24 protein-coding genes are annotated in these 20,732 nt (G+C 61.0%); 9 read left to right on the top strand and 15 right to left on the bottom strand.

What is annotated here, in order from left to right:
- Positions 1-491 precede the first annotated feature (491 nt).
- Positions 492-1,220, top strand: coding sequence for a class I SAM-dependent methyltransferase (locus AC07XZ_RS02770; RefSeq protein ID WP_102685909.1), 729 nt, complete (start codon positions 492-494; stop codon positions 1,218-1,220).
- A gap of 39 nt (positions 1,221-1,259) precedes the next feature.
- On the opposite strand, the gene tam is transcribed toward AC07XZ_RS02770, so the two are convergent.
- Complete coding sequence (tam, locus tag AC07XZ_RS02765) at positions 1,260-2,030, bottom strand: trans-aconitate 2-methyltransferase (protein ID WP_102685908.1); 771 nt, start codon at positions 2,028-2,030, stop codon at positions 1,260-1,262.
- A 216-nt stretch (positions 2,031-2,246) separates the two neighbouring features.
- On the opposite strand from tam, the gene AC07XZ_RS02760 reads away from it, so the two are divergent.
- Positions 2,247-2,657, top strand: coding sequence for a low affinity iron permease family protein (locus AC07XZ_RS02760; protein ID WP_102685907.1), 411 nt, complete (start codon positions 2,247-2,249; stop codon positions 2,655-2,657).
- 48 nt (positions 2,658-2,705) lie between these two features.
- Here AC07XZ_RS02760 and AC07XZ_RS02755 read toward each other — a convergent pair whose 3' ends face one another.
- From AC07XZ_RS02755 to AC07XZ_RS02720, 8 genes are all read right to left on the bottom strand, one after another.
- Positions 2,706-3,206 (bottom strand): DUF4142 domain-containing protein, encoded by a 501-nt coding sequence (locus tag AC07XZ_RS02755; RefSeq protein WP_102685906.1) that lies wholly within the window; start codon positions 3,204-3,206, stop codon positions 2,706-2,708.
- Positions 3,207-3,281: 75 nt separating this feature from the next.
- Positions 3,282-3,437 carry a KGG domain-containing protein gene (locus tag AC07XZ_RS02750; RefSeq protein ID WP_077045875.1) on the bottom strand — a complete coding sequence of 52 codons (156 nt, stop codon included), beginning with the start codon at positions 3,435-3,437 and terminating at the stop codon, positions 3,282-3,284.
- 118 nt (positions 3,438-3,555) lie between these two features.
- Positions 3,556-4,905: a sensor domain-containing protein gene (locus AC07XZ_RS02745; RefSeq protein WP_102685905.1), complete on the bottom strand. Its 1,350-nt coding sequence runs from the start codon at positions 4,903-4,905 to the stop codon at positions 3,556-3,558.
- A gap of 77 nt (positions 4,906-4,982) precedes the next feature.
- Positions 4,983-5,621, bottom strand: coding sequence for a LysE family translocator (locus AC07XZ_RS02740; protein WP_039772730.1), 639 nt, complete (start codon positions 5,619-5,621; stop codon positions 4,983-4,985).
- Between the two features lie 60 nt (positions 5,622-5,681).
- Entirely contained in the window at positions 5,682-6,098 is a 417-nt protein-coding gene (fos, locus tag AC07XZ_RS02735) for a fosfomycin resistance glutathione transferase (RefSeq protein WP_102685904.1), read from the bottom strand.
- Between the two features lie 3 nt (positions 6,099-6,101).
- Complete coding sequence (locus AC07XZ_RS02730; RefSeq protein ID WP_102685903.1) at positions 6,102-6,824, bottom strand: PA3715 family protein; 723 nt, start codon at positions 6,822-6,824, stop codon at positions 6,102-6,104.
- Positions 6,825-6,859: 35 nt separating this feature from the next.
- Positions 6,860-7,597 (bottom strand): PA3715 family protein, encoded by a 738-nt coding sequence (locus tag AC07XZ_RS02725; RefSeq protein ID WP_102685902.1) that lies wholly within the window; start codon positions 7,595-7,597, stop codon positions 6,860-6,862.
- Positions 7,598-7,617: 20 nt separating this feature from the next.
- The gene (locus AC07XZ_RS02720) at positions 7,618-8,529 is read right to left on the bottom strand and encodes a LysR family transcriptional regulator (protein ID WP_173892717.1); all 912 of its coding nucleotides are present in this window, start codon (positions 8,527-8,529) and stop codon (positions 7,618-7,620) included.
- Between the two features lie 78 nt (positions 8,530-8,607).
- On the opposite strand from AC07XZ_RS02720, the gene AC07XZ_RS02715 reads away from it, so the two are divergent.
- The 3 genes from AC07XZ_RS02715 to AC07XZ_RS02705 all read left to right on the top strand — a co-directional run bounded on the left by AC07XZ_RS02715 (position 8,608) and on the right by AC07XZ_RS02705 (position 11,725).
- Complete coding sequence (locus AC07XZ_RS02715) at positions 8,608-9,096, top strand: DMT family transporter (protein ID WP_102685900.1); 489 nt, start codon at positions 8,608-8,610, stop codon at positions 9,094-9,096.
- 209 nt (positions 9,097-9,305) lie between these two features.
- Positions 9,306-10,541, top strand: a complete 1,236-nt coding sequence (locus AC07XZ_RS02710; protein WP_102685899.1) for an aminotransferase class I/II-fold pyridoxal phosphate-dependent enzyme — start codon at positions 9,306-9,308, stop codon at positions 10,539-10,541.
- A 17-nt stretch (positions 10,542-10,558) separates the two neighbouring features.
- Positions 10,559-11,725: an MFS transporter gene (locus AC07XZ_RS02705; protein WP_102685898.1), complete on the top strand. Its 1,167-nt coding sequence runs from the start codon at positions 10,559-10,561 to the stop codon at positions 11,723-11,725.
- Here AC07XZ_RS02705 and yiaY read toward each other — a convergent pair.
- Positions 11,722-12,870 (bottom strand): L-threonine dehydrogenase, encoded by a 1,149-nt coding sequence (gene yiaY / locus AC07XZ_RS02700; RefSeq protein ID WP_102685897.1) that lies wholly within the window; start codon positions 12,868-12,870, stop codon positions 11,722-11,724. The two genes, AC07XZ_RS02705 and yiaY, sit on opposite strands and share 4 nt — an antisense overlap.
- Before the next feature lie 155 nt (positions 12,871-13,025).
- On the opposite strand from yiaY, the gene AC07XZ_RS02695 reads away from it, so the two are divergent.
- Positions 13,026-14,045: a DUF4917 family protein gene (locus AC07XZ_RS02695; RefSeq protein ID WP_102685896.1), complete on the top strand. Its 1,020-nt coding sequence runs from the start codon at positions 13,026-13,028 to the stop codon at positions 14,043-14,045.
- Here AC07XZ_RS02695 and AC07XZ_RS02690 read toward each other — a convergent pair whose 3' ends face one another.
- Positions 14,046-14,588: a helix-turn-helix domain-containing protein gene (locus AC07XZ_RS02690; protein WP_085747256.1), complete on the bottom strand. Its 543-nt coding sequence runs from the start codon at positions 14,586-14,588 to the stop codon at positions 14,046-14,048. It abuts the gene before it with no gap.
- 108 nt (positions 14,589-14,696) lie between these two features.
- Here AC07XZ_RS02690 and AC07XZ_RS02685 point away from each other — a divergent pair, with 108 nt between their 5' ends.
- Positions 14,697-15,479, top strand: a complete 783-nt coding sequence (locus tag AC07XZ_RS02685; protein ID WP_007957912.1) for an aldolase — start codon at positions 14,697-14,699, stop codon at positions 15,477-15,479.
- Between the two features lie 26 nt (positions 15,480-15,505).
- A complete protein-coding gene (locus AC07XZ_RS02680; RefSeq protein WP_102685895.1) occupies positions 15,506-16,387 on the top strand; it encodes a dihydrodipicolinate synthase family protein in 882 nt (293 codons plus the stop codon).
- A gap of 61 nt (positions 16,388-16,448) precedes the next feature.
- Here AC07XZ_RS02680 and AC07XZ_RS02675 read toward each other — a convergent pair whose 3' ends face one another.
- Both AC07XZ_RS02675 and AC07XZ_RS02670 read right to left on the bottom strand, forming a co-directional pair.
- The gene (locus AC07XZ_RS02675) at positions 16,449-16,793 is read right to left on the bottom strand and encodes a YegP family protein (RefSeq protein ID WP_102685894.1); all 345 of its coding nucleotides are present in this window, start codon (positions 16,791-16,793) and stop codon (positions 16,449-16,451) included.
- Between the two features lie 24 nt (positions 16,794-16,817).
- Positions 16,818-17,399, bottom strand: coding sequence for a DJ-1/PfpI family protein (locus AC07XZ_RS02670; RefSeq protein ID WP_007957909.1), 582 nt, complete (start codon positions 17,397-17,399; stop codon positions 16,818-16,820).
- A gap of 169 nt (positions 17,400-17,568) precedes the next feature.
- On the opposite strand from AC07XZ_RS02670, the gene AC07XZ_RS02665 reads away from it, so the two are divergent.
- Complete coding sequence (locus AC07XZ_RS02665) at positions 17,569-18,483, top strand: DMT family transporter (RefSeq protein ID WP_085747260.1); 915 nt, start codon at positions 17,569-17,571, stop codon at positions 18,481-18,483.
- Here AC07XZ_RS02665 and AC07XZ_RS02660 read toward each other — a convergent pair.
- Together AC07XZ_RS02660 and AC07XZ_RS02655 are read right to left on the bottom strand one after the other, a co-directional pair.
- Positions 18,473-19,705 carry a class I SAM-dependent methyltransferase gene (locus AC07XZ_RS02660; RefSeq protein ID WP_102685893.1) on the bottom strand — a complete coding sequence of 411 codons (1,233 nt, stop codon included), beginning with the start codon at positions 19,703-19,705 and terminating at the stop codon, positions 18,473-18,475. The two genes, AC07XZ_RS02665 and AC07XZ_RS02660, sit on opposite strands and share 11 nt — an antisense overlap.
- Positions 19,706-20,031: 326 nt before the next feature.
- Positions 20,032-20,649 (bottom strand): TPM domain-containing protein, encoded by a 618-nt coding sequence (locus AC07XZ_RS02655; protein ID WP_085605448.1) that lies wholly within the window; start codon positions 20,647-20,649, stop codon positions 20,032-20,034.
- Positions 20,650-20,732 lie beyond the last annotated feature (83 nt).

Raw genomic sequence — 20,732 nt, 5'->3', positions numbered from 1 at the left:
CGGTTCCAATCGAAGAGGTGGCAGCTGTACGCGAGTTGGAACCCGGGCGAAAAAAGCCAAAAACCCGACAGACTCGAAGTCTCTCGCGCACAGCCGCCATAACAAGAGTGCACACCATGAAGGCGGGCAAGCATACGTCATGAAAGCTGCTTTTGCTTTTTTGGGAAGTCGCCGGGGTTCCAATCCCGATCGCCGATTCATCAGCGACCCTCACAGGCTAGAGTCCGCACTTCCGACGGACAACCTGAAAACCTTGTGGGAAGGATCAGTAAACGGAACCCACTCTTTAAACATCCCGAATCGAAAAACCGCGTTTACAGATCCCCAACACTCCCCCGGTTCTCACACTCGCCACGACCCGCTAGCATTTCCCCATCGCCCACCACCCTCCCACTGCGCGGCCATCGACGAATACGCGCCTTCACGTTTCGAGGGATTCAAATCCGTGGCCTCCGAGCCACCCAAATCAAATTCAAAAGAGCAGCAAATCCATGACCCAGAACATCTACGACGACCCCGAGTTTTTCCAGGGCTACAGCCAGATGAACCGCTCCATCGGCGGCCTCGACGCCGCGCCGGAATGGCCCGCGCTGAAAGCCTTGTTGCCCTCCCTGCACGGTTTGCAGGTGGTGGATCTGGGCTGCGGCTACGGCTGGTTCTGCCGCTGGGCCAGCGAACAGGGCGCTGCCCAAGTGCTGGGGCTGGATGTCTCGGAGAAAATGCTCGAACGGGCGAAGGAAACTACTTCGGCCGCGAACATCCGCTACGAACGTGCCGACCTGGAACACCTCGATTTGCCTGCGTGCACTTACGATCTGGCCTACAGCTCACTGGCCCTGCACTACATCAAGGATCTCTCGGGGCTGTTCGCCAACCTGCATTCGGCACTTAAACCCGGCGCGCATTTTGTGTTTTCCATCGAGCACCCGATCTTCATGGCACCGCGCAATCCGGGCTGGCTGATCGACAGCGAGGGCAACAAGCGCTGGCCGCTGGACAGTTATCAAATGGAGGGCGAGCGAGTTACGAACTGGCTGGCCGACGGTGTGATCAAGCAGCATCGTACGGTCGGCACGCTGCTTAACGCGCTGATCGACGCCGGGTTCACGATTCAACACGTCAACGAATGGGGCCCGAGCGATGCAGACGTGGCCGCGCAACCGGCCCTCGCCGAAGAACGCGAGCGGCCGATGATGATGCTGGTCGCTGTACAGCGCTGACCGTAAAGAAAGGGCCGATCAAATCGGCCCTATTTCGTATCAACGTGTGGCGACAATGAACAACCGTGGAAACGGCAACAGCACCGAACCATCCGCCAGCGCCGGATACGCCTTCGCGACCTCCGCCAGATAGTGCGCCAGATACTCCGCCCGCTCCGCTTCCGTCAGCGGACTGAGAAACGGAATCAGACCGCTGCCCTTGAACCACTCGACAACGCCTGAAGCCCCGCCCGCCAACTGATGGTGATAGGTGGTGCGCCACACATCGACCCGCGCGCAATGCGGCCGCAGCATCGAGAAATAGGCACCGGCATCCGCCATCTCGGTCCGCTGCCCCGCCGCGCCCGCCAGTTTGCTGGCCCACGGCCCGTTGGCCGCCACTTCACGCATCAACCGGTGGGACGGCTCGTTGAGGTTGTCCGGCATCTGAATCGCCAAGCTGCCGCCCTGCGCCAACTTGCCCGCCAGCGCCGGCAGCAACGTCGCGTGTTCCGGCACCCACTGCAAAACCGCGTTGGCGAAGATCACATCGAACGGCCCTTCATCGGCCCATTTATCGATGTCCGCCACCTCGAACTGCAACTGCGGCAGACGCTTGCGCGCGGCATCGATCATGTCCGGCGAACTGTCGAGCCCCTGAACCTTCGCCCCCGGAAAACGCTCCACCAACAACTCGGTCGAGTTGCCGGGGCCACATCCGATATCGACCACGGAACGCGCCTCGGGCGTGGGAATCGCCGCCAGCAGGTCGCGGGCCGGGCGGGTGCGTTCATCTTCGAAAGTGACGTATTGCTTGGCGGACCAGGTCATTGCGTTCTCCTGTCGTGGACGTTCTGGCGAAACGTGGAAAAGCGGCTGCCGTCACGATACAGCGATCGTGTTTATCTGCCCTCCCCTACGTAGGTCCGATATCGCCGGGAACGCTGTTTTCGGCCGTGCCCACAGGGACTCAGAAAACTGTAAGTAGAATTTTCCGCCCACCCCCGATGTCTGAATTTCAAGCTCCCCCCAACAAGGAACACGGCCATGAAATTCGCAAAGATTTCGCAAACGCTGGCGCTCTGGGCCGGCAGCCCCAAGACGTTCATGGGGGCTTTGATTCTGATCGGGCTCTGGGGGTTGAGCGGGCCGATTTTCGATTACAACGACACTTGGCAACTGATCATCAACACCTCGACCACGATCATCACGTTCCTGATGGTGTTCCTGATTCAGAACACCCAGAACCGCGACACCGACATCATTCATCTGAAACTCGATGAGTTGCTGCGGGTGAACAAGGAGGCGCAGAACGCGATGCTCGGGCTGGAGTCGCTGGATCTCAAGCAGCTGGAAGCGCTGCGCCGGCATTACCGGGCGATGGGCGAGAACGAGGTGTTCGACCTGGAAGGCCTTGGGGACAAGAGCAAGCCGAAACAGGATCTGAACGACTGTTGAAGAACGCAAAAACGGCGCCATGAGCGCCGTTTTTTTATTGCTGCGGATTTAGCGACTGGCCAGGGCCTTGGCCATTTCCAGATGACTCTGCAGTTTCGGAAGGGTCTCGTCGGCAAACGCCTTGATCTCCGGCACGTCGGTGGTCTGGGCTTCCTGCTGGATCTGTTCGATGGCTTCTTCCGTGGCTTTGACCTGGCTGGCGGCGTAGGCCTGATCGAAGCTGGCGCCTTCTTTGACTTCCGGCATCAACGCCTTGGCCTTGTCGGCGACTTCTTCGCGTGGCGCCACCGGGAGATCCAGTTTCTTGGCGATTTTCGCCAGGTGCTGGTTGGCGGTGGTGCGGTCGTTGATGACGACGATGGTGTAATCCTTGACCTCTTTGGATTCAGCCTTGCTGTGCGCCAGACGACTGGCCTCGATGTCGGCCATGCCTTTGGCCGAGGCCTCGTTGATGAAGTCGGCGGGCGACTGGGCAAAAGCGCTGCTGGCGAACAACCCCAGCAGGCTGACAAAACTGATGTGGCGTACTCGGGTGGCCATCCGGCTCATGGTCGCGCCCTCCTTCTGTGCAGATTCAAGCGGGAGCTTGCGCCCCCGCCTCTCAATCAAAACAACCTTCGCCGACTACTTCGATTTCTGAGCAGGCTTGCGGCCCATGTCGGTTTTTGGCTCTTTGTCGACAGTCGTGGTGGTGGTTTTCCCACCTTTGCGACCGGCTTCAGACGCCTTCGTTCGATCGTTGGCGAAGTTTCCCGAGTTCGAGTTTCTTGAGTTAGGCATGATTCTCTACCTCTTGGCATTGATCGTAAGCGAGCAGGTGCCCGCCTAGATTGAGAATTTCCTGACTGACAAAGGTTTAGAAAAGTTGCCGTCGCCGCGACGAACGGTGACCCGCCGATCAGCTGTCCAGCCTTTTATGATTCTGCCGTTTGGCGGCGTACATCACTTGATCGGCGTGACGAAACAGTTGCTGTTCCTCATCACCATGCTCGGGATAACGGGCCACGCCGATACTCGGTTCGATGTGCAGGTTGTGCCCGTCCAGGCGCATGGGTTGCACCAGTACCTGTCGGATTTTTTCCGCGACACTGTCGGCATCGTCGGCGGCGTGGACGCTGTGCAACAGCACCACGAACTCGTCGCCGCCGATCCGCGCCACGGTGTCGGTCTCGCGCACGCAGCCCTTGAGCCGGTTGGCCACCGCCTGCAACAGCATGTCGCCGACCCCATGGCCAAAGGTGTCGTTGACCTGTTTGAAACGATCCAGATCGACGTATAGCAGCGCCATGTGCCCGGCCCGTTCCCGCGCATGGTTCAGCGCAGCCTTTAGCCGATCCCGCAGCAGTTCGCGGTTGGGCAACTGGGTCAGTTGATCGTATTGCGCCATGCGCCGCAGGCGGGCGTGCAGTTGCTGGCGTTCAATGGCGGTGGCGACCTGGGCGCAGACGTATTGCAGCAGTTCCTTGTCGCGTTCGGTGTAGCGCTCGCCACCGGCCAGGCTTTTGACGATCAGCGCGCCGATGGTGCGGTCTTTCGAACTCAGCGGCACGCCCAGCCAGCACGGCGACTGCTGGCCGGCCACCAGCGCGGCGAACTCCGGCGGCGCGTGAGGGCAATCCGGGGTCAGGAGGATTGGCTGGCGGCTGCGGATCACTTCCGCACACAGGCGCCCGGTGACGGTGCCGGGTTGCTCCGGTTGCAACTCGTCATCGTCGACATGATAGGGAAAATTCAGCTGCGCGCAGTGTTCGTCGTACAGCGCCACGGAGAAATTCAGCGCCGGCAGCCATTCGCCAATAATCATATGGATGCGCTTGAACAGCGCCAGCAGATCCTCCGCCGCATGGGCCGCTTCGGAGATCGCGTACAACGCCGCCTGACGGGATTCGGCGAGTTTGCGTTCGGTGATGTCCCGGGCCACGGCTATGCGCAGTTGATCGACTTCCGACCAGCGCGCCGACCAGAGGATGTGCACGACGCTGCCGTCCTTGCGCACGTAGCGGTTTTCGAAATTGTGCTTGGGCTCGCCGCCCATGATGTCGCTCGCGGCGGCCAGGGTGCGCTCACGGTCGGCCGGGTAGACGTAGTCGATCATCGACTGGCCGATCAGTTCGTCAGGCGTGTAGCCGAGAATCCGCTCGCAGGCCGCACTGACAAAAACGAAGCGGCCTTGCTTGTCGACCGCGCAAACGGCATCCAGCAGCAGATCGATGTAACTCGCCAACGGCGCGGAATTTCGGCTTTCCATGGTTCAGCGTGGGTGTCCGGGCAATGCAGCACTGTTCAACCATCCGTGACCTCGAACTCGCATCCCAGCGACTGTTTTCAAGCCTTGTTCGGCATCAACCCCGGCAGCGCATGCACCAGCGCGTTGATGGCAAAACCGATGAACATGATCCCGCACAATCGGGTGATCGCCAGTTCATGGCGCTGGTACAAAGTACGCACCTGCCGCGCCCCCACGATGCCAATGAGGATAGCGTAGGCGAGCAATCCGCCGAGGAAACTCAAGGCGATCAGCATTGGCAGCATCGACCAGTTGAGCAGTTCGGCGCGGCTCGACAGCAGCGCAGTGAAGGTCGCCACCGCCACCGGGTAAGCCTTGGGGTTGGTCAGGCCGAACAGGATGCCGTGCCAGAACGGCTGACGCGCCGCGCCCTGCGGCTGATCGCCGTTGCTGCGCTTGGCCCGCACCGCACGCCAGCCGAGCCAGAACAGGTACAGCCCGCTGAGTACACCGAGCACATCGAACGCGGTGCTGCCGATTTCCCGGGCGCCGACAATCGCGATCAGCGCGGTGCTGCACCAGATCACATCGCCCAGCAGATGCCCGCACAGAAAACCCGCCCCGGCCCGCCGCCCACGTGCGGCGCCGATGCCGAACACCGCCAGTACGCCCGGCCCCGGCGTGATGCCGTAAATGAAACCCGAGGCCAGCACGGCCATTAGCAATGATGGAGTCATGGAAAACCTGCAAGTCCCGGAAAACGTGGCCGCCAGTCTATCCCAGCGGTTTGTGAATATTCACGACTCGTTGAAAAAACGCATCCCCGCGTAGGGCTTTTGCCGACACGCGGCCAGTCGCGAGGCCAGATCACCGACGTGGGCTTCGAGTTTGTGCCCGTCCGGGTCGAGGAAGTAGAACGACGCGCCTTCGCTGCGGTTGTCGCGCCATTCCTCCACGTTGGCGGCGCGCAGCTGTTGCACGAACCGCGGGAAATCCGCCGCTCCGAGGCTGAAGGCGTAGTGGGTGTAGTCGGCGGCGGGCTCGGGATGGCGCTTCGGGTCGAGGGACAGGCACAACCAGAGGCCCGGGAGCGACAGATAGGCACCGGCGTCCCACGTGGCCTCGACTCGCAGCTTCAGCACGTCGCGGTAGAACCCGAGGCTGCGATCCAGATCGGTGACGGCGAGGGTCAGGTGGTTGAGGCCGGTGAGCATCGGTCAGTAACCTCTGAGGTCTTCGGGGATGAGGTATTGCTTGCCGTCGTAGGTCAGGGTGATTTGGGTTTTCTTCAGTGGGGAATCCTGGGAAACGCATTCCTTGCCGGCCTTGACGGTTTTCATCGCCGTGCCGCTAGAGGTGATGATCAGGTCGGAATAGCCATTGTGGCTGGTCGGGCCGATTTCCACGGTTCGGCGAATTTGCTGACCTTCACCCACACAGTTTTCCAGCCACTCACCGTTGTTCTTGTAGACCACCAGGCCATCAAGTACCGGGCGCAGCTTATTACCCTCGCGCACATAGAGTGTCAGATCGGTTTTTTCATAGGGAATGGCACTTGAATTGTGCGAGAACTTTGACCGCAACCCGAACGCGCGGACATCCGGGGCCAGGCGATAGCGAGCGGTATCGACCAGCAGATCAGTGAAACGAATGGCATCGGAATTGTAGGCACCGGGTTTCGCATACGTCGCCAGCGTCTTCCAGTTGCTGGTATCGATGATCGCCAGAACCAGATCAAACACACCGGCATCGTCACTACCAGCATCTGGCACGTAGGTGGATTTGAGGGCAATCGCCTGATCCTTGAACGCCGGCCATGCCTTGCAGCGTGCCAATGACTGGTCGTTGTAATCCTTGGTGACGCAGGAAACCTGGGCCTGGGCTGGAGCGGTGATGGCCAGAAAGCCGAGGGCGATAAGAAGTCGGGTTGGGGTAAACATTGTTCTTCCTTGAAATAAGTCGCGTTGGCTCTGTATCACTCGATGGCTTTGAAACCTTTAGGCAAAACGTATGATTTTCCGTCGTAGCGAAGGGTTGTCAGCACAGGTTTACCGGTTGTGGTTTTCTCATCACAAGTGTCTGGATCACCTTTGCCAACAGTACCCGTAGTCACTGATTTGACGATCAGGTCGGCGTAACCATGAGAACTGGTCTTTCCAATCTCGATCGTGCGCAGGGTGCTCGCGCGTTCTCCCGCACAATTTCCATCCCACTCTCCGTTGTAGCCATACACCACAAGCCGATCCAGCACTGGCCGTAATGTGTCGCCCTCTTTCACGTAAAGGGACAGCGAAGTCTCATCCATGGGATTGACGCGTGAGGAGCCTTTGAAGACGACCCGAACACCAAAGGCCCGAGTTTCAGGCGTCAATTTGTAGCGCGCCGTATCGAACTCCAGATTTTCCAGCGCGAACGCATCGGACTGGAATGCAGAAGGCTTGTGATAGGTGGCCAGAGGCTCCGGATCCTCGACCGAGACAACAGAGAGCGCAAGATCGTAACTGCCGACATCACCGGTTTTGCCATATACCGGATCCGGCTCAAATTTAGAGACAGCCTTGAGCGTCAAACCTGGAAAGGCCGGCCACGCCTTGCACACTGAAAAGTCCCGCGCGCCCGTCACCGGCGCAGGCACACAATCAGCCAGCACCTGCCCCGCCATCAGCGCCCCACAAAGCGCCAGCCCCACAACAACCCCAGACTTCACTGTCACGCCCCGCTCCTTGATGTTTTTCAGCCGCGCACTATCCCCTGCTCAATCCGCCGATTCAACCAGTTCAACGCCTGATCCCCGCCACGCCGCTTGTGCCACGCCGAGACAAACGTGAACGGTGCAATTTCAAACGGCGGCGGCAGGACGATCAGCGATTCGTCAGCCACCTCATTCAACGCCCGCGAAGCCACGGTCAGGATCAGATCCGTGCCACTGATGAAGCGTGGCGCAACGCTCCAGTGCGGCAGGCTGATGGCGACGCGACGGCGTTCGCGCAGGGCGGTCAGGGTGCGTTCGATTTCCGGGGTGCCGCTGCCGCGCATTTCCAGCAAGACATGGGGACGGGAGAGATAGGTTGGCAGGTCGAGCTGGCCGTCGGCCGGCAGGCTGTGGCGATCGAGCAAACACACGTAGCGTTCCTTGAACAGCGGCATGCTGCGCAGTTCACCCGGCAATTCGGGGAGTACGCCGGCGGCGAGGTCGATGTCGCCGTTGAGCAGCCCTTCGACCATGCCTTCGCGGCTGGCATGGCTGATTTGCAGGTCGATGCCCGGCGCTTCCGCGCGCAGAGTGCGAATCAGCCCGGGCAGGATGAGCGCCGCGCCGTAGTCCGACATCGCGAGGCGAAAGGTCCGACGGGCGCTGGCAGGATCAAAGGTGTTCGGCGCCAGCAGCGATTGCACCTGAGCCAGGGTTTCGGCCAGCGGCGCCGCCAGCTCCAGCGCCCGCGCGGTGGGCACCAGCCCTGAACCGGCACGCACCAACAACGGATCACCCAGCAAGTCGCGCAGACGCGCCAACGCATGGCTGACTGCCGGTTGGCTCAGGTGCAGGCGCTCGGCAGCGCGGGTCACGTGCTGCTCGCCGAGCAAGGCGTCGAGGATCACCAGCAGATTGAGATCGATACGGCGCAGATCATTCATTAGGTGCATGTTCCGGATACAAAAACAGAATTTAAATCTGCGCGACGAATACCCTAGAGTCCAGCAAAACCTTGCCGGAGAACGATCATGGGAACGATGCAGTGGGTCGGTTTGCTGCTATTGGCGGTATTTGCCGGGGCGGTGGTGCCGTTTCAAAGTGCGATCAATATCAATCTGGCGCGGGGGTTGGGGCATCCGCTGTGGGCGACGTTCACCTCGCTGGTGGTGAGCGTGCTGGTGTTGTTGCCGGTGATTGTCGCCCTGCGCCTGCCGTTGCCGTCGCTGGCCTTCGCCTGCAAGCTGCCGCTGTGGATGTGGACCGGCGGCGCGTTCGGGGTGTGCTTCGTCGCATTGGCGGTGGTGTTGCTGCCGAAGCTGGGGGCTTCGGGATTTCTGGCGCTGGCTTTGGCCGGGCAAATGATCACGTCAATCGTGCTGGATCACTTCGGCCTGTTCGGGCTGGTGGAAAAGCATCTGACATTGCCGCGCCTGTTCGGCGCGGTGTTGTTGATCGCGGGGGTGGCGTTGATCCAGTTCTCCCCGACGCTGGAAAAGAGCGCCACAGCCGTTGGATAAGGGTTCAAGCGTAGGCTCTCTAGCACCGGACTTGTCGGGCATTTCATCGCTTCACAGCCCGGCAAGGCTTCGCCCTACAAGTAAACCTCCAACAGCCGTCAATGCTATCGGACGCAGCCGATTCTGACCTTGCATAGCTCTCTGTAAAGTCTGGCAACACACACAATTTGCAACACCCCATGGATTGCCCTGCTCAAGGAGAGCTGCCTATGAATCACCTGACGGAATCCGCCAACACTTTCTCCAATTACCGCAAAGTCATCGCTTTGGCAGACCACGATTGGGAGGCCGCCGAAGCCGGAAAAATCGCCGCACTCAACGTCGAGGTCAAAGGCTGCAATCACTTGCTTGATCAGCACGGGCGCCAACTTCATCATTTCTGCACCACCTCCTATCTGGGTCTCGACCACCACCCTGCCCTGCTTGAAGGCGCCATCGCGGCGCTGCGTGAAACCGGGACACTGCGCGTTGCCAATTCGAAAAACCGCTGCAAGCTGGCACTGCTCGATCAGTACGAAAACGAGCTGTCGCAATTGTTTGGCGCGGTGTGTCTGAGCAGTCTGTCCTGCAGCGCCGCGAGCGCCGGGATCCTGCCGCTGCTGGCCAGTGGCGTGTTCACGCACAACCGTCCGCCGGTGATGGTGTTCGACCGCTTGGCCCATTATTCGATGAATCACCTGAAAGCCAGTTGCGCCGACGAAACCCAGGTACTGACCGGCCCTCACAACGACATGGATTTTCTCGAATCGGTGTGCCAGCGCCACACAACCGTCGCCTATATCGCCGACGGTGCCTACAGCATGGGCGGCGTCGCCAACCTGGACGGCCTGCTGTATCTGAAAGAACGTTACGGCCTGTTTCTTTATCTGGACGACTCCCACGCATTGTCGGCGGTGGGCAGCAACGGTGCCGGCCTTGTACGGCCAAGAATGCCGGCACTGGAAGAGGACTGCCTGATCGTCGCTTCGCTGGCCAAATCGTTCGGGGCGAGCGGCGGTCTGGTGATGCTCGGCAATCAGCGGCAGAAGACATTGATCCAGCGTTACGGCGGGCCGAGCAACTGGTCGCAAAGCCTCAATTGCGCGGCCATTGGTGCGGGCCTCGCGTCGATCGAGCTGCATCGCAGTGCAGAACTGAGGGCCTTGCAGGTTCGGCTCCAGGCCAATATTCGCCGGTTCGACAGCCTCTTGAGCACCGAACAGCACGGCAGCTCCATGGCCATCCGCTTGATCAACTGTGGCGACGCCGCCCTGGCCAATCGAATCGCCATTGAACTGGCCGAACACGGTTTTTTCACCAGCGCCGTGTTTTTCCCGGTGGTAGCCCAGGGCAAAGCCGCGATCCGCGTTACGCTGCGCGCCGACATGGAATCGACACTGATCCACCACTTCTGTGATTTGATCACCGACCTGTTAATGACTCACGGTAGCGATCGCCACCGCTGAACCTTCACGGACGACTTATGAACCCCGGCCTCATTCTGCTTATCACCTGCTCCACCGTGTTCCTCGCCCAGTTGGGCATGAGCATTTACCTGCCGGCGCTGCCGCAGATCGCCGGACATTTGCAGGTCGATGCTCGGCAGGTGGCCTGGGGCTTGTCGCTGTACCTGATCGGCATGGCGCTGCCGATGCTGCTCTGGGGCAGTCTGGCCCAGCGCATCGGCCGCAAACCGGTGCTGCTGGCGGCGCTGGGGATTTATGGTCTGGCGAATCTGGCGCTGCCACTGGGTGCGACGCTGGAATCGTTCCTGCTGCTGCGACTGATTCAGGGGATTGGCGCCAGCGGCATTTCGGTGATGGCGCGGGTGCTGATTCGTGACAGCTTTCGGGGGGATCTGCTGGCAAAGGCGTTGTCGTGGATTTCGATTTCGTTCGTTGTCGCGTTGGGGATCGGGCAATACGCCGGTTCGCTCATTCAGGTGACGCTGGGCTGGCAGGCGATCTTTTATCTGCTGGGTGCGGTCAGCCTGTTGATGGCCGCGATTGTCTCGCGCCTGAATTTTCCGAAACTCGTCGAAGCGCCCACAACCGCTTCGCCCTGGGCGGTCTACCGAACGATCCTGATCCATCGGGCGTTTCTTCTGCCGGCGCTCGCGGGCGGTCTGGGTTATGGGGTGATCATCGCGTTCAACAGCGCTGCGCCGTTGATTCTGCAAGGCCCGTTCAACTGGTCGACGACTGAATATGGGTTGCTGGGCTGGCCGATCAGCGCCGCATATTTTCTGGGGGCGCTGGCGGTCAATCGCTTTGTGCTGCGTACCGGTCAGCACCGGTTGATGACACTGGGGGTCGGGCTGGTGATGGCCGGCACTGGCGTGATGCTGGCTGGCAGCCTGTTGGCCAGCTCGATGGCCTGGCTGCTTTGGCTGCCTTACTGCGTCGCCGTGTTCGGTCAGTCGCTGAACTATCCGATCAGCCTGTCACGGGCCAACGATGGCGCGCCGATCGCCGGCGCTTACGCGATGGCCCTGAGCGGTTTCATCCACCAATTGATGGCCGCACTGATCGGTGCGGTGGCCAGCCTGCTCGCCAGTCCGCAGGCATGGCCGCTGTCGATGCTGTGCTGCGTTCTTGCATTGGGCGCGGTGCTCTGCACGAAGTTCACGCCCGATCGCCAGCCCGCTTAAAACGCGCTGCGGAAAATCTCCTCGATCTGCCGCTGATCCGCGGCGCGCGGATTGGTAAAGCCGCAGGCGTCTTTCAGGGCGTTGGCGGCGAGCACCGGGATGTCGGTGCACTTGGCGCCCAGATCACGCAGGCCGCCGGGAATCTCCACGTCTCTAGCCAAACAACGGATCGCATCAATCGCGGCTTTTGCGCCCTCCTCCGGACTGAACCCGCGAATATCGGCGCCCATGGCGTGGGCCACGTCAGTGAGGCGGTCGGCGCAGACCAGCGCGTTGAACGTCTGCACATGCGGCAACAACACCGCGTTGCACACCCCGTGAGGCAGATCGTAGAAACCGCCCAACTGGTGCGCCATCGCATGCACGTAACCGAGGGACGCATTGTTGAACGCCATGCCCGCGAGGAACTGCGCGTACGCCATGTTTTCCCGCGCGGCCAGGTCGCTGCCGTCGCGCACGGCCAGACGCAGGTTGTTGCTGATCAGGGTCATGGCCTTCAGCGCGCAGGCGTCGGTGATCGGGTTGGCGGCGGTGGAAACGTAGGCTTCGATTGCATGGGTCAGTGCGTCCATGCCGGTGGCGGCGGTCAGGCCTTTCGGCATGGCGACCATCAGCGCCGGGTCGTTGACCGACAGCAGCGGCGTGACGTTGCGGTCGACGATGGCCATTTTCACGTGGCGGGTTTCGTCGGTGATGATGCAGAACCGGGTCATCTCGCTGGCCGTGCCGGCGGTGGTGTTGATGGCGATCAGCGGCAGTTGTGGCTTGGTCGATTGATCGACGCCTTCGTAGTCACGGATCTGCCCGCCGTTGGTGGCGCACAACGCGATGCCCTTGGCGCAGTCGTGTGGCGAGCCGCCGCCAAGGGACACCACGAAATCACAGTGGCTGTCCTTGAGCAGCGCCAGCCCGGCCTCGACGTTGGCGATGCTCGGGTTCGGTTTGGCGCCGTCGAAGATCACTGAATCGATGTCCTGCATCGCCAGTTTCTCGGCAATCATGGTCGCCACGCCAGCCCTGGCCAGACCGGCGTCGGTGACGATCAGCGCCTTGCGAAAACCGTAGTTGCGGATCGCATTCATCGCTTCGTCGAGGCAGCCGCTGCCCATGATGTTTACCGCGGGAATGAAAAAGGTGCTGCTCATGGCGCGTCTCCTGGCTGGGGCCGAATCGACGCTTGCAATTCGGCGGGTGCGCAAAGGATCGACCGATCGGTCACGGCGGATGTTGATCTGGCTCAATGCCCGCTCGTGATAAAGTCGCCGTCCATCTGCCCCTTTGTTTTGAGACGTGCCCTGCAATGAGCGATTTTCTGGATGTCGACGCCACCCTCGAAGACTGGAACGCGTTGCGCGCCACCACCGACTTCAGCGGTCTGCTGCTGGGCAACGGCGCCAGTCGCGCGGTGTGGGACGATTTCGGCTACGACTCGCTGTTCGAAAACGCCCGCACGGTGGAAGAAAAGCCCCTGAGCCCGTCGGAACTGAGCGTGTTCGACGCGATGCAGACACGCAGCTTCGAGCAGGTGCTCGGCGCGCTGAAAACCACCAGCCGGGTCAACAAGGCTTTGGCCGTCAGCTCGGCCGCGCCGCGCAACCGCTACTACGCGATCAAGGAAGCGCTGATCAACACCGTGCACGCGGTGCACATCCCGTGGCGGCTGATCGAAGCCTCGACTTTGGCGACCCTGAACAGTGAACTGGCGAGCTATCGCACGGTGTTCACCACCAACTACGACCTGCTCAATTACTGGGCCCTGCAACATCAGGGCGAGGTGATCGACGACCTGTTCAACGGCCCCGATGCGAGTTTCGATTTGTGCGAAAGCCACACTGAAAAACCGCGTCTGCTGTACCTGCACGGCGGTCTGCATCTGGTGCGCAATCAGGACGGCACCGCGCGCAAACTGACCGCCACCGAGGGCACGCTGCTCGGCAGTTTCGCGATCAACAACACGATCAAGACGCTCGACGACGTGCCGCTGTTCGTCAACGAAGGGCCGAGCGCCGACAAGCTCAAGACCATCCGCAGTTCCGATTACCTGTCGTTCTGCTACGACCAGTTACTCGGTCACGGCGACAACCTTTGCATCTTCGGCCACGCCCTCAGCGAGCAGGACAACCACCTCGTGCGCGCCCTGCGTCTGGCGAAACCGAAGACCGTGGCGATCTCGATCTACCCGCGCAGCGCGGCGTTCATCCAGCACCAGAAGCGCCACTACGCGAAGCTGTTCGAGGGCACGGGTGTCGAATTGCGGTTCTTTGATTCCAAGAGCCATGCGCTAGGGAATCCGAAGCTGTCGGTGCCGGTCGAGGTCTGATCACTCCTCGCTGCTGTGCACCACCACCAGCAACTGCGCCTGCACCTCGCCCACTGAGCGGATGCGATGGGGTTTCTGCGCATTGAAGTGCAGCGCATCGCCCCGCTCCAGCAGCACCCGTTCGTTCACGAAGTCCACTTCGACTCGACCTTCGTGGACGAACAGAAACTCCTCGCCCAAGTGTTCCTTGAAGGTTTTGTCAGTGAATTCGCTCGGCGGGTAAATGATGAACGGCAGCAGGCTGCGCTCGCTGACCTGATGAGCCAGCACCGCGTAGCCTGGGCTGTGGTCGTTGGCCGCCAGCGACTGGCGTTCGTGGCTGCGCACCAGGCTGTAGCTGTCGAGGCTGACGTTGTCTTCGGAGAACAGCTCCTCGACTTTCACGTTCAGCGCCTTGGCCAGTTTCAGCGCGGCGGCAATCGACGGCGTGTTCAACCCGCGCTCGACCTTCGACAGGTAACTCTTGGTCATGCCGGATTTCTCGGCCAGCGCCTCAAGGGTTACGCCAAGTTTTTTTCTCAATAATTTCAAACGGATAGACATGCGAAGCGATTAATCCAGCAAAGGTAAGACGATTTGTCCTTGCCAATGACACAAAGTGTTATATAGCCTCTTAAGTGTCATCCATGGCAACCACCACAGGACACGGATATGGCGAAGACATTAGCACTACCCAAAGACGAACTGGTCAAGCAAGCGCTGACCCAGATGCAAAAAAGCCTGGCGGATAATACGTGGACAGACCGGCAAAAGCTGGCCCTGACCTGCCGGATCCTCTTCGAGAACGGCCACGATTCGGGCCTCGCCGGGCAGATAACCGCCCGTGGCCCGCAGCCGGGCACTTACTACACTCAGCAACTGGGCCTGGGTTTCGACGAAATCACCGCGAGCAATCTGCTGCTGGTCAACGAAGACCTGGAAGTGCTCGAAGGCCACGGCATGGCCAACCCGGCCAACCGTTTCCACAGCTGGGTGTACCGCGCCCGGCCGGACGTGAACTGCATCATCCACACTCACCCGACGCACATTGCCGCGCTGTCGATGCTGGAAGTGCCGCTGCAGATTTCCCACATGGACCTGTGCCCGCTGTACGACGATTGCGCGTTCCTTGAAGGCTGGCCGGGTGTGCCGGTGGGCAACGAAGAAGGCGAGTTGATTGCCGGGGCCTTGGGCGACAAACGGGCGATCCTGCTTTCCCACCACGGGCAGCTGTCCACCGGGACGACCATCGAGGAAGCCTGTGTCATCGCGCAACTGATCGAGCGCGCCGCCAAGCTGCAATTGCTGGCGATGGCCGCCGGGACGATCAAGCCGATCATCCCCGAGCTGGGTCGCGAGGCGCATGACTGGGTATCGAAACCGAAACGCCACGCCGCGGCCTTCAACTACTACGCCCGGCAGAACCTGCGTCAGCACGCCGATTGCCTGAACTGAACACCTCATCCTTGCGGAGCACTCTCATGTCCAACATTCACGGCATCATCGGCTACACCATCACCCCGTTCGGCGCCAACGGCGAAGGCGTTGACCTGCCGGCCCTCGGCCGCTCCATCGACCGTCTGATCGCCGGCGGCGTCCACGCCATCGCGCCACTGGGCAGCACCGGCGAAGGCGCCTACCTGAGCGATGCGGAGTGGGACCAGGTCGCCGAATTCAGCATCAAGCACGTCGCCAAACGCGTGCCGACCGTGGTCAGCGTGTCCGACCTGACCACCGCCAAAGCGGTGCGCCGCGCACGCTTCGCCGAAGCCCACGGCGCCGACGTGGTGATGGTGCTGCCGACGTCCTACTGGAAACTCACCGAGGCGGAAATCCTCGCCCACTACCGCGCCATCGGCGACAGCATCGGCGTGCCGATCATGCTCTACAACAACCCGGCCACCAGCGGCACCGACATGTCGGTGGAGCTGATCCTGCGTATCGTCAACGGCGTGGAAAACGTGACCATGGTCAAGGAGAGCACCGGCGACATCCAGCGCATGCACAAGCTGCAACTGCTGGGCGAAGGCCGGGTGCCGTTCTACAACGGCTGCAACCCGCTGGCGCTGGAAGCCTTCGCTGCTGGGGCCAAAGGCTGGTGCACGGCGGCACCGAACCTGATCCCGCAGCTCAACCTGGATTTGTACGAAGCCACACTGGCAGGGGATCTCGGCAAGGCGCGGGAGCTGTTCTACCGCCAGTTGCCGCTGCTGGACTTCATCCTCAAGGGCGGTTTGCCGGCGACGATCAAGGCCGGTCTGCGACTGACCGACCTGGAAGTCGGCGATCCACGCTTGCCGGTGTTCCCGCTGAGCGAAGCCGGGCGTAATCAGTTGCAGGCCATTCTCAAAAGCCTGAGCTGATTTCAAGGTACATACCAACCCTGTGGGAGCGAGCTTGCTCCCACAGGGTTTTGTGTTGGATTCAAAGCACCGGCAGTGTCTTGTCCTTGATCACTTTGGACGGCCCGTTGGTCTTGACGCTGGCGATGCCTTTGGCACACGCCGCGTCCGATGAATAGGATTCGCTGCTGCCGATGATCTGGTGATTGGCCGCCTTGAGGTTGAAGTAAGGATGGCCGTCCTTCGTCGATTTTTTCTCGTAGCGGTCATCCAGCGGGCTGTTGGTCTGCACCGAGGCAATGCCGTTTTCGGCGGCCGTGCGGGTGGTGTACAGCTCGCTGGTCAGAATGGTTTCTGCATTCGCCGCTTTCAGCACGAACCTGTACTGGCCGTTGCTGCTTTTACTGATTTCGTACCATCCGGACATGCTGTTTTTCTCCTTTTCGAGGTGTCACAGGGTGATTTTAGTCCCAAGCAAACCAAGGAAACCGGCCAGCCATTTCGGGTGCGCCGGCCAGGCGGGCGCGGTGGCCAGGTTGCCCTGGACATGGCCGTCCGTGACCGGGATGTCGATGTAGGTGCCGCCGGCCAGCCGGACTTCCGGGGCGCAGGCCGGATAGGCGCTGCACTCGCGACCTTCGAGAATCCCCGCTGCCGCCAGCAGTTGCGCGCCGTGACAGACAGCGGCAATTGGCTTGCCGGCCTTGTCGAAAGCTCGCACCAGTTCGAGGACTTTTTCGTTCAGCCGCAGGTATTCCGGAGCGCGTCCACCGGGCACCAGCAGTGCGTCGTAATCCTTGGCATCGACCTTGGCGAAATCGAAGTTCAGGGCGAACTGGTGACCGGGCTTTTCGCTGTAGGTCTGGTCGCCTTCGAAATCGTGGATCGCGGTGCGCACGGTCTTGCCGGCAGCTTTATCCGGGCACACGGCATGCACGGTGTGCCCGACCATTTGCAGGGCCTGGAACGGCACCATCACTTCGTAGTCTTCGACGTAATCGCCGACCAGCATCAGAATCTTTTTCGCGGCCATGGACAGGACTCCTCTGGTGAATGCGCAGGAGTATTCACAGTAGCCCAAGGACCGCGATGGCGTTCGCAAACTGTATGGATAACTCTGCGCTCAGCTGTAACAGCCCGATTGCCGTGGTTTGTGGCTAGATGAATACACCTCCCTGCCACCCTCGAATCTGGTTGCCCTCATGTCTTCGCGCGAAAACACCGGCATGGCCCTCGGCCTGCTCGGCGTGGTGATTTTCAGCCTTACCCTGCCCTTCACCCGCATCGTGGTGCAGGAACTGCACCCGCTGCTCAACGGCCTCGGTCGCGCGTTGTTCGCGGCGATTCCGGCAGCGGCGCTGTTGTTGTGGCGACGGGAAAAGTGGCCGACCTGGAAGCAAGTCAAAGGCCTGAGCCTGGTGATTGCCGGGGTGATTCTCGGTTTCCCGGTGCTGTCGGCGTGGGCCATGCAGACCTTGCCGGCGTCCCATGGCGCGCTGGTCAACGGTTTGCAGCCGCTGTGCGTGGCGCTGTACGCCGCGTGGCTGTCCCATGAACGCCCGTCGAAAGCCTTCTGGGCCTGCGCCGCGTTGGGCAGTGCGCTGGTGCTGGGTTATGCGTTGTACACCGGCGCCGGCAGCATTCAGGCCGGGGATTTGTTGATGTTGGGTGCGATCGCGGTAGGCGGTCTGGGTTATGCCGAGGGCGGGCGTCTTGCCCGCCAGATGGGCGGCTGGCAAGTGATCTGCTGGGCGCTGGTGCTGTCGACGCCGCTGCTGATCGGCCCGGTGCTGTATCTGGCTTTCCAGCATCAGGGCGCGGTGTCGGCGAAAACCTGGTGGGCCTTCGGCTACGTCGCGCTGTTTTCGCAGTTCCTGGGGTTCTTCGCCTGGTACGCCGGGCTGGCCATGGGTGGCATTGCCCGGGTCAGTCAGATCCAGTTGCTGCAGATCTTCTTCACCATCGCGTTTTCCGCGCTGTTCTTCGGCGAACACGTGGAGCCGATCACCTGGCTGTTCGCCTGCGGCGTGATCGCGACGGTGATGCTCGGGCGCAAGACCGCGGTGCGCCCGGCTCAACCGGGCACATTACCGGCCGGGGTTCAGCTCAAGCCTTGAGCTTCAGCAGGCCATCGGCGAGCAGCAGGGTTTCGAGGCAGTGCTCGCTGATCTGGTAGAACGCTTTCAATTCCTGAATCTTCACCAGCAGCTGAGTCGGGTCCACCGGCTCGGCGCGCTTCACGGCGAGGATCATCTTGTTCTTGTTGGTGTGGTCCAGCGAGATGAACTCGAACACCTTGGTCTCGTAACCGCAGGCTTCAAGGAACAGCGCACGCAAGCTGTCGGTAACCATTTCCGCCTGCTGGCCCAGGTGCAAGCCGTATTGCAGCATCGGCTTGAGCAGCGCCGGGCTCTGGATCTGCAAGCGGATCTGTTTGTGGCAGCACGGCGAGCACATGATGATCGAGGCGCCGGAACGGATGCCGGTGTGGATCGCGTAGTCGGTGGCGATGTCGCAGGCATGCAGGGCGATCATCACGTCCAGCTCGCTCGGCGCCACGCTGCGCACATCACCGCATTTGAACACCAGCCCCGGGTGTTCCAGCTTCGCGGCGGCGGTGTTGCACAGGTTGACCATTTCTTCGCGCAGCTCGACGCCAGTGACTTCGCCCTCGGCCTTCAACGTGTTGCGCAGATAGTCATGGATGGCGAACGTCAGATAACCCTTGCCCGAACCGAAATCCGCCACCCGCACCGGTTTGTCCAGGGCCAGCGGCGACGAGGTCAGCGCGTGGCTGAAGACTTCGATGAACTTGTTGATCTGCTTCCACTTGCGCGACATCGCCGGAATCAGCTCGTGCTGGGCGTTGGTCACGCCCAGATCCTTGAGGAACGGCCGGTTCAGATCGAGGAAGCGGTTTTTCTCGCGGTTGTGCTCGGCGGACGGCACTTCGCGCAATTGCTGGGGTTTGCTCATGAACAGCGAGCTCTTGCCCTTTTTGCTGTATTCGAGCTGGGCTTCGTCAGTCAACGCCAGCAAATGCGCATTTTTGAACGCCGCCGGCAGCAGCCCGGCAATCGTCGCCACCGCTTCGTCCAGCGGCAGGTTCTTGGTGATGTCGCGGGTCTTGTAGCGATAAACGAACGACAGGCACGGCTGCGCCTTGACCGTCACAGGCTTGATGATGATCCGCTGCAGATCCGCTTCTTCGCCGACGTACTTGGCCAGCACCAGTTTGATGAAGCCGTTCTGTTCGAGGCTGGTTTGCAGCAGCTCGATGAACCGGGCGTGGTGATCGGGCGCCGGTTTGGCAGATGCGGAAGGAGCGGTAACGGACATGGGAAAAAGCGGCCTCGGACGGGCAAATCGGGAATGGACGCTAGTTTAGGGGGGATGGGGGTTGGGGACACGCTCTTATTTACCGAACGGCGTTTAAAAGCGGCCCTCACCCCAGCCCTCTCCCGGAGGGAGAGGGAGCCGACCGAGATGTCTTTCGCTATCCATCGACCTGAAATATCGAGTCGATTATGGATTCAACGCCAATCGTTCAAGTCGGTGTATCTCCTCAATATCCCCCAATCGGCTCCCTCTCCCTCCGGGCGGTCCGACGTTTCGGGAGGGCTGGGGTGAGGGCTGCGATATCAAGTCTTACAACACTGCCGAAACTACCCCAACACCACCAAGCGATTGGGCAACTCATTCCTGACCTGCGTCACTGGCACATGCACCTTGAGCAACTCGCCGCACGCCTCGATACAAGTGACGAAGCCCTGCAACGTCTGCCCCTGCCGTACCTGCTCGGTAAACGCCGCGACAATCGAGTCCCAGCTCTTGTTATCCAGCTTTTTGGAAATCCCTTCATCCACCAGAATTTCCACGTAGCGCTCCGCCTCGCAGACAAAAATCAGCATGCCGGTGCTGCCCACCGTGTGATGCAGGTTCTGTTCGAGAAACTGCCGACGCGCCAGGTTCGAGGCGCGCCAGTGCCGAACGTGGCGCGGGATCAGATGAGTGGTGACCTTGGGCAGGCGAAACACCAGGCACAGCACGACAAAACTGACCCACTGCACCAGCAACAGGCTGTGCATCGTCAGCCAGCCCGTCAGGTAATGCACGATCCCCGGCACCACCAGCGCCAGCAGACTGGCCCACAGCAGCGGGATGTACGCGTAGTCGTCGGCGCGGGCCGCGAGCACCGTCACCAGTTCGGCGTCGGTGTCGCGCTCGACCCGGGCGATGGCCTCGGCGACCTTGCGTTGTTCGTGTTCAGTCAGTAATGCCATGTCGTGAAGTGCCTGCTCATTATTGTTATCACCAGCCGCCGGAGGACCCGCCCCCGCCGAAACTGCCACCGCCGCCGCTGAAG

Source organism: Pseudomonas sp. GW458-11-26-14-LB4 (assembly GCF_059423925.1).
The sequence above is the reverse complement of the archived record's forward strand: the minus strand, read 5'-3'. Positions and strand labels throughout refer to the sequence as shown.